Origin of the sequence: Streptomyces regalis (assembly GCF_001509475.1) — a bacterium.
Classification (GTDB): domain Bacteria; phylum Actinomycetota; class Actinomycetes; order Streptomycetales; family Streptomycetaceae; genus Streptomyces; species Streptomyces regalis.
Genome location: NZ_LLZG01000123.1, coordinates 1 through 6,793 on the forward strand (window position 1 = coordinate 1; position 6,793 = coordinate 6,793).

Consider the following 6,793-nt stretch of genomic DNA (forward strand, 5'->3'; position numbering starts at 1 on the left):
GGCGGGGACCGTGCCAGGTGACACGCGGAGGTGGGCATCGTGTCGATAGGTGTGTCCCGCGGCTGGCCTAGCGGATTCGAGCACACAGGTCAGGGTGCGATCAGGTATTTGATGCCTGCTCGTCGGTTCGGGTGATTTGCATCCGGGTGCATACCGGGCGGGGTGAAGGGATCAGGCGTCAGGCGTGCCGGGCGGGGTGTGGTTGTCGCAGAGAGTGCCGAGCAGGTCCTCGATGGGGACGTGGAAGGCGTGGGCGAGGGCGTGCCAGGTGGTGACGCTGCCGGTGGTGCGGCCGTGCTCGAGGTCGATGAGGGTGCGCCGGGCCAGGCCGCTGCGTTCGGCGAGTTCGTCGAAGGTCCAGCCGCGCTGACCACGCAGGCGCGCGAGCGTCATGCGCAGCGCGTCGAGGTCGGGGTCGGGGTCGGGGTCGGGCGGCAAGATCGTCACTCCACCATCCGACGGTGCAGACCCCTGCCCTGTCGGTGCAGACTTCTGCACTATCTGCGGAGATGGGGGTGACATTCACGGTGCAGGAATCTGCACTACGGTGCGTCCGTCCCGGCCTCCTGCCGCCGGGCACCGACCATCGTGGCGCGGACAGTTGGGAGGACGACCAGCCGATGAGGCTTGCCGGCGCGCATGTGGCAGTGCGGCGTATCTGGACCGTGGAGCTGCGTGCGCAAGCAGGCGGCCTCACGCTCGTCTGCCCCGCTTGCACCGCCCACACATCTGCTCTCAAGGCCTCCTCCGCGCGGTCCGCGGCTCTGGCGCATCTGGCCTGCCACGCCCGTGCCGAGGCGCTGCCGGCCCACCTGCGCAGCTGTCAGTGCCGGACGCAGGGCTGCGTGTGGCATCCGCGCCACCGCGGCTGCGCCGGGCCGGTACTGCTCGCCCTCACCCGCGACCGATACGGCCGCTCATGGCGGCTGGCCGACACCTGCTCGGCCTGTGCATCGGCGACCAGCAATACCGCCGTCGTACCGGACACGCTGCTAGGCCCCTCCCGCCCGCATCCCACCACCTGTCCCCCACCATCTGTGCACGGCAAGCTCCGTCTCGGACTCAAGGAGCGGGTGCGGGTGCGGGAGATGCTCACCTACCTCGGCACCGCGCTGCCCCGGTTCACCTCTCCCGCCGCCCGGCTGCTGGCCGTGCAGTGCGCCCTGCGCGCCGATGCCTGCGGTCATGTCCGGCTGCGCGCAGGTCTGCTGCGCGGTATGCGCCTGCGCGGGCACCGCGAGCTGTGGCAGGAACTGGCCCACGCCGACTGGCTGGAACTGCCTGACTTCAAGTCGGCGCCTGTGCGGCTGCGGCTGCTCGATGCCACGGTTCTCGACCAGGCACCCGGACGGCGCGCCCGCTGCCGCGCGGCCCACTGGGCCCTGCCGGCCGCACCGCCCGCTCTGCAGCTGACCGCCCTTGTGCTGGCCGCACATACCTCCGCCGAGGCCGAACACAGCACCGACATGGAGATCCTCGCCCGGCTGTGCGGACACTCGCCTCATCAGTCCGCGGAACTCTTCGACCGGCTGGTCGCCATGCGCGCACTAGCGGCCTGGCATCACAACCGGGATACCGACGAGGTGTTCTGGCAGCTATCCGTGCATCACACAAGGGTGCCGCCCGCAGGACGGCACCAGCGGCAGAGTGTGCTGTAGCGGTCCTATATCAGGCGCACACTGGTCTCAGGCTGATCGAAGGCATTGCTCACGAAGCAGAAACAGGTCTACCCACCCGTATTATCACTGCCCCAAGCAACCTCAGCCGGAGCGCCTGTCCTGCCTCGCTGCAAGGCCACGGGGCTTCACCCGGCTGCAAACCGAGGAGAAACGGATGCCTGAAAACACGGCTCCAGCCACTGAGTTGACATCGCAGTACGTCAACCAGGTAGCCAGTGACCTCGAACGCAACGTCAAGGAGCAGGAACGCATCACAGCGGAAGTCACCGCACTGCAGCAGCAGTTGGCCGCTCTGCAGCATGACCACACCGTGCTGGTGAACATGCAACAGGCACTCGGCGTCGCTGCAACGGCACCTGAACCTGTGCGAGCCGACAGCGCCACCGTGCCCTCCCCCCGGCAGAAGGCCACTGCTAAGTCGCGCAGGCAGGCGAAGGCACCGGCTACCGAGAAGCCCGCGGCCAAGAAGCAGACCGGCAAGAAGGCCGTCGCGAAGACGGTTCAGCCCACGCTGGTGGAACTTGTCCGCCGTCACCTGACGGAGCAGAGTGAACCGCGCTCTGCGGCGGAGATCGCCACGGCACTCAGCCAGGCACACCCCGACCGTGGCGTCAAAACCACCGTCGTGCGCACCACCGTCGAAAATCTTGTGGCCAGGAACCAGGCTCAGCGCACCAAGCAGGGCAGCTCCGTCTTCTACACGGCTCCCAATCCGCCGGAGCCCACGGCAGCGCCCAAGGTCGAGACTCAGCCCGAAACCGGCGAATAAGCCGCGCTGGCGTGGACGGAGTTACCGGCGCCGCGTTCGCCGACGCTCCTGTTCAGGGGGAGCTTGCCTTCCCTGCTCTGCCGCGCTCGCTGTGTGGCGGCGGGCTGGTCAGCGCGGGCGCCAGGTGCGCACTTCGAGGTGGAGGATCTGCGCGTCCGCCCGAATGCGTCCGGTCTCAACCATCCACTGGTGTACGGCCGCGGTGACGTCGCCCGCTGCCGCGTCTACGCGGCGGGCGAAGTCGGCGGCGTCGAAGCCGCCAGTCTGCGCGGAGCCGTAGGAACGTTCCTCGGTGTGGTCGGCGCGCTGGATGACGTCGCGGCGGATGCCGGGTGAGTCGGTACGGCTGCCAGAGGCTAGCACGTAGCCGGTCTTGGCCAGGCGGACGGTAAAGGCCAGGCGCAGGCCCAAGCGGGCCGCTTCGGCGATCAGGGGACGCAGGCGGGCGGAGCCGGAGGCAATCGCCTGGGCGCCGACACGGCCGGTGCCGGAGCCGGTCGGGGTGATCAGGACGGCCTTGGTGCGTACCCGGGCGCGGGCGCCGGAGGCAGTGGTGCGGCGGTGGGTGTGGCGGGCGGCGATGGCGGCTAGTTCGGGCAAGTCGGTGATGCCGCCGGTCTCGATGGCGGCCAGGACCTGGCGGAGGGCGGGGACGAAGGCGGCTCCCTTGTTCTTGGTGTAGAACTGCGAGACCAGTGAGGGGTCGCGGTCGAGGATGCGGGCGATGTCACGCTTGGTGCAGCCGGCCTGTTGGAGCCGGTCGGCGAGTCGGGCTGCTTCGTTCAACTCGCCCTGCCGTTGTGGCTGGTTGCGGCGGGTGCGGGGCGGCATCAGGCCTCCCGTTCAGCGATGAGGGCCGCACGTCCGCTGTCCCGCAGGGTGAGGAGTTCTTCCTCGGTGGTGGGAGCGGGCAGGGGGCCGCTGAGGTGGCCGCGCAGGAGGTAGTCGCCGGGCTGGTGGTGGTAGGGCCAGTTCTGCGGCTCGGTGAGGTACAGGGCGTCGGTGCGGAAAGCGACGACGGTGCCGGGCGGGGTGTGCAGGGCTCCGGCGTAGGTGTCGTCGTCGCGGTGGCGTTGGGTGAGCAGGGCGGCGCGGGCGCCGGACCAGATGGCTGCTGCCCATTCGGGGTGGGCGTTGGGGTCGCGGGCGAAGCCGGTGGGCTTCTGCCAGGTGATCAACTCGTCGTCGAAGCCGATGATTTCGGCGTCCGGCGGCACGTCGCGCTCCAGGGCCCGGGGGGTGGTGCCGGTGACCATGCGGGGGCGCTGGGCGAAGGCCCCGATGCCGTACAGCAGGATGGAGCGCACCGCGCGGGAGGCGAGGTGGGCGGCGCGGGCCTGCTGGGCGTCGCCTTGGAAGTGGGCCTGGGCGGAGAGGTTGGTCCAGGTCTCCTTGAGTTTCTTGGCCCAGTCGTCGAGGGGTTTGCCGTCGTCCCACAGGATGCCGTCGAGGATTTCGATCTTCCACGGCTGGATGGGGTTGGTCAGGGCGGTGTGGATCTCGGGGCCGCCGGCCCAGGTGGTGAAGGTGGTGCCGGGTTCGGCGGGGTAGTGCCAGGCGCGGTCGCCGGGGGCGGGTGCGGGCAGCAGGCCGACGTGGTTCCAGGTGTCGGGGACGGTCACGCGGACCTGCCAGTGCCCGCACCCGTACAGGGCGCGCATCTGCTCCTTCTCCGACCAGGCGGCGAATGCGTGGGCGGTGATGCGGCGGGGGGTGCCGACCGGGGATTTCCAGGTGTGCTTGGCGTAGGCGAAGGTGCGGTCGTACTCGACGAGCTGGGGCAACTGTTCTGGGACGCGGGGCGGGGTGAGCAGTTCATTGCGGCCCTGGCCTGCGGTGGCGTGCAGCAGGCTGCGCAGTTCTTCCGACAGGACAGGGAACCCGTCGGACCACTGGCCGCGGGTGGGGATGGTGCGGGTCCACAGGTCGCGGCCGGTCTGGGAGGGGGAGCCCATGAGGACGGCATCGTTCCAGTGGCGGCGCAGGGCCTGCCACAGCAGCACGAAGGCGTCGCGGATGGTGTGCGGGTCGTCGCCGTCGACGTCGAACCACTCCCCCACCGAGCGGATCTCTACATGCTGCTCGCCGTTCTCGCGCTGGTAGCGGCCGACGGGGTTGCGGACGTGGACGAAGTGTCCGGCCATCCGGTCGCGGCCGCGGCCGGTGTCGGTGCGCCAGCCGGGGGTGGGGGCGTTCAGCCAGGCGGCGACGGCGTCGCGCAGGTAGGGGTAGCGGTCAGCGTCACGGTGCCAGGGGTCGCCTGCGGTGATGTAGATCCGTTCTGCGCCCTCGGGGATGGCGTGGAAGACGGCGGTGAGGATGTCTGCGGCCGACCGGCTGGCGAGGTCAAGGTGGTGGGTCTGGTTGCGGTGGACCAGGATGCCTGTGGTGGTGTCCAGGAAGACGGTGGAGCGGGCCTGCTGGGTGAAGTTGGGCCGGGTGGAGGCCAGACCGGGCGTGGGGGCGAGCCAGGCGTCGCCGCTGGCACCTGCGGGGATGGAGGGCAGGTCCCGCGGCGTCTGGGGCGGTGTGCGCACTTGCGGGGCCGCGGGTTCGGCGGGGGTAGGTGGCGGAGCGGGTCGCGCGGCGGCGGTGGTGGTCATCGCAGGGGCGGCCGCTGCCTGCTGCGGCGGTGGTGGTGGTGCGGTCTCGGGGGTGGCCTGGGCCGTGGACGGCTCGGCCGTCGACGGCTGCGGGGTGTCGTGCGTAGCAAGGCTGTCGGGGGTCAGGGCCGGGGCGAGGGCGACGACATCGGCCATGCCCAGTCCGGCCGCCTGGGCGACCCGCTCTGCCTTCGCCTTCGGGTAGGAGGCCAGCTGGATGATCAGCTTGTCGCGGTCCGCCTCCTGCTTCGCCAGTGCGGCCCGGGTCTTTTTGATCTGGTCCCGTACGGTGCGCAGTTCGGCGAGGGCTGCGTTGTAGCGCTGTGCGTCCATCAGGCTTCCTTGTCCGGACGGCGGGCGGCGTGTGCGGGGACGTAGGCGATCGCCCCGCCCGAGTGTGAGACAAGCCGGCTGCCCAGCAGCAGATCAGCGAGCATCCGGTCGGCCTGCGAGGAGGCGGTCACGTGATGGACGGGCGTGGCCAGGTCGGTGACGTAACCCACCAGCCGCGCGTGAGGGAAGGCATAGCGGCCCTGGGTGTTCTTCTCCCAGTCTTCCAGTCCGGTCAGCACGGCCACCACGTAGCCCGACAAGGTCACCGGCAGTACTCCACCGGCTGCCACGCTCGGCGCATCGCAGCGCCACCAACCGCGCAGCGCCTTGAGGAGGTCCTCGGGGGCGAGGGAGGCCGCGAAGCCGATCCAGTTCCGGTCCGGTTCCTGTACCTGCTTGGCCGCGTCGACCCGCAGGACGGCGATCTCGTGAGCATCCAGCCGGTCCAGCGGGGCGTGCCGGCGCTGACCGAGTGCCTGGACCACATGGAGCGGAACCATGACGCGCACGCCACGGCGGGACAGGCCCGGCAGCAGTCCGGCGTGTACGAGACGACGGAAGGTGGTGATGGCGCAGCCGAGTTCCTGGGCTGCCTGTCCGGTCGTCAGTAGCATCCCACCCACCCCCCTTCATGCAAACTCCGATATCTGATTCGGCATGAAGATTAGCGGAGTCCTGAAAGGCCGTCAAAGACCGGCTGACCGGCCCCTGCCCATCAAGCTCAGGCCTCCTGCCTGCCGTCGGCTTCATGACGGAGGCGGACGAGGGGCCGGTCAGGTCATTGACCCCGCGCAGATGAGAGCGAAGAATCCCCTGGGGTAAGCGAATAGGGGCGAGGTGGCCGACCCGTCGGTCTGGTCCCGCGGCAGACCCACCGGGCCCCTAGCGGCGGGCCGCCCTACACCAACCCTTCCTGCGCGGCGTCGGTAGCCACCCCCATGACGGTTACTACCGAGCCGTCTATCGGCACGCCGGGCACAGGTTGTCGTCGTTGTACTCGTATGGAACGCCGGCCGGAGCAAGGTGGACGGTCCGGCACGAGGTGCACAGGTCTCCCCCGCAGCTGCGACAGCCCACGTAGCGCCCACCCGCGTACTCGTAGCGTCGCTTCTCGATATACGGGTCGTTGCACCTCTTTTGCTGTTCCGGCTCAGCCTCGGGGTACAGCGCTGCGACTTGGTAGGCGTCCTTCAGTTTGACCTGAGTGAGGTCCCGGCCTTCTTGGAAGACTCGTCGCCACTCTCCTTGCAGGTGCAGTTCGTCAGCGCCGCATACCTTCACGAGGGTCAGGCCTTCGTCGTATGCCTTGTTGAACCGCTCCGGGATCGGTGGAGGCTCTATGCGTTGACTCCAGCCGCCGGTTGGGGCTGGTGTTGAGCGTAGTAGTTGGTCTCGTGCTCGTGGGGCGG

6 protein-coding genes and 1 pseudogene are annotated in these 6,793 nt (G+C 69.5%); 2 read left to right on the top strand and 5 right to left on the bottom strand.

Going from position 1 to position 6,793, the window contains the following annotated elements:
- Positions 1-171: 171 nt before the first annotated feature.
- A complete protein-coding gene (locus ADL12_RS18120) occupies positions 172-447 on the bottom strand; it encodes a helix-turn-helix transcriptional regulator (protein ID WP_062703701.1) in 276 nt (91 codons plus the stop codon).
- A 173-nt stretch (positions 448-620) separates the two neighbouring features.
- Between ADL12_RS18120 and ADL12_RS18125 the strand changes: the two genes are divergently transcribed.
- Positions 621-1,658, top strand: a complete 1,038-nt coding sequence (locus tag ADL12_RS18125) for a hypothetical protein (protein WP_062703702.1) — start codon at positions 621-623, stop codon at positions 1,656-1,658.
- A gap of 175 nt (positions 1,659-1,833) precedes the next feature.
- Positions 1,834-2,448, top strand: coding sequence for a hypothetical protein (locus ADL12_RS18130; RefSeq protein ID WP_062703703.1), 615 nt, complete (start codon positions 1,834-1,836; stop codon positions 2,446-2,448).
- A 108-nt stretch (positions 2,449-2,556) separates the two neighbouring features.
- Here the strand turns inward: ADL12_RS18130 and ADL12_RS18135 are convergent, their stop codons facing one another.
- The 4 genes and pseudogenes from ADL12_RS18135 to ADL12_RS55590 form a co-directional block, all read right to left on the bottom strand.
- Positions 2,557-3,279, bottom strand: a complete 723-nt coding sequence (locus tag ADL12_RS18135) for a hypothetical protein (RefSeq protein WP_062703704.1) — start codon at positions 3,277-3,279, stop codon at positions 2,557-2,559.
- Positions 3,279-5,384, bottom strand: a complete 2,106-nt coding sequence (locus ADL12_RS18140) for a hypothetical protein (RefSeq protein ID WP_062703705.1) — start codon at positions 5,382-5,384, stop codon at positions 3,279-3,281. Before ADL12_RS18140 ends, ADL12_RS18135 begins: the two co-directional genes overlap by 1 nt.
- Positions 5,384-5,998 (bottom strand): helix-turn-helix domain-containing protein, encoded by a 615-nt coding sequence (locus ADL12_RS18145; RefSeq protein ID WP_062703706.1) that lies wholly within the window; start codon positions 5,996-5,998, stop codon positions 5,384-5,386. The genes ADL12_RS18140 and ADL12_RS18145 overlap by 1 nt, the downstream gene beginning before the upstream one ends.
- A 346-nt stretch (positions 5,999-6,344) precedes the next feature.
- Positions 6,345-6,793, bottom strand: a pseudogene (locus tag ADL12_RS55590) (hypothetical protein); the annotation flags it as partial.

What these genes read in the sequence shown, in the direction of transcription:
- ADL12_RS18125 (WP_062703702.1), top strand. Translation starts at nt 621, where the DNA reads ATGAGGCTTGCCGGCGCGCATGTGGCAGTGCGGCGTATCTGGACCGTG.
- ADL12_RS18130 (WP_062703703.1), top strand. Translation starts at nt 1,834, where the DNA reads ATGCCTGAAAACACGGCTCCAGCCACTGAGTTGACATCGCAGTACGTC.
- ADL12_RS18135 (WP_062703704.1), bottom strand. Translation starts at nt 3,279, where the DNA reads ATGCCGCCCCGCACCCGCCGCAACCAGCCACAACGGCAGGGCGAGTTG.
- ADL12_RS18140 (WP_062703705.1), bottom strand. Translation starts at nt 5,384, where the DNA reads ATGGACGCACAGCGCTACAACGCAGCCCTCGCCGAACTGCGCACCGTA.
- ADL12_RS18145 (WP_062703706.1), bottom strand. Translation starts at nt 5,998, where the DNA reads ATGCTACTGACGACCGGACAGGCAGCCCAGGAACTCGGCTGCGCCATC.